Raw genomic sequence first — 873 nt, 5'->3', positions numbered from 1 at the left:
ATCGTTGACCTTGGCCCCGAAGGTGGTACGCGTGGAGGAAATATCATTGCTGAGGGCACACCAGAACAAGTTGCTGAAATACCCGGCTCGTTTACAGGACAATTTCTTAAACCAATGCTGTAATAAGCTTAGCCACACACCAACATTCATTGAGTCGTAATCGCACCTTGTGCTAGCGATCACTGAATATTACGTGTTTCATACTTTTAACCATCTTACCTTCGCCTAAAATGTGCTTGCAGGCGAAATTCAGGCATAAAAAAACCCAGTCAGTAGACTGGGTTTTTTCGTTGAGCGGTAACTCTGAAAAGCTTACTCTTCGTCTTCGTCGATCTCATCAACGATAGGACGGTCAACCAACTCTACGTAAGCCATTGGCGCAGCATCACCAGTACGGAAACCGCACTTAAGGATGCGAATATAGCCGCCAGGACGCTCTTTGTAGCGTGGGCCTAGTTCATCAAACAACTTAGCAACAACTTCGTCATTACGAACGCGAGCGAACGCTAAACGACGGTTAGCTACAGAATCATTCTTAGCTAGAGTAATCAAAGGCTCAGCCACACGGCGAAGCTCTTTTGCTTTCGGCAATGTCGTTTTGATCAACTCGTGCTCGACCAAAGATGCAGCCATGTTTTTAAACATCGCCTTACGGTGCGAGCTGTTGCGGTTGAATTTACGACCACTTTTACGATGACGCATTTTCTAATTCCTTACCTGTCTAGTCGAGGCGGCTTAGTGAGCCAACACTCGATCATCGCCCTTTAAACTAGCTGGCGGCCAGTTTTCAAGACGCATACCTAAAGAAAGACCACGAGACGCTAGAACATCCTTAATCTCGGTAAGGGACTTCTTACCTAAATTAGGTGTTTT

1 protein-coding gene and 1 pseudogene are annotated in these 873 nt (G+C 46.0%); both read right to left on the bottom strand.

Annotated elements, in window-relative coordinates:
- Positions 1–312: 312 nt before the first annotated feature.
- Entirely contained in the window at positions 313–702 is a 390-nt protein-coding gene (rplQ, locus tag A3738_RS22645) for a 50S ribosomal protein L17 (protein ID WP_068475250.1), read from the bottom strand.
- A gap of 33 nt (positions 703–735) precedes the next feature.
- Positions 736–873 (bottom strand): annotated as a pseudogene (locus A3738_RS30125) (DNA-directed RNA polymerase subunit alpha); the annotation flags it as partial.

The organism is Oleiphilus sp. HI0066 (assembly GCF_001635725.1).
This window is presented reverse-complemented; position numbering and strand designations above follow the sequence as displayed.

Coding starts and splice junctions, on each gene's coding strand:
- rplQ (WP_068475250.1), bottom strand. CDS start 702: ATGCGTCATCGTAAAAGTGGTCGTAAATTCAACCGCAACAGCTCGCAC.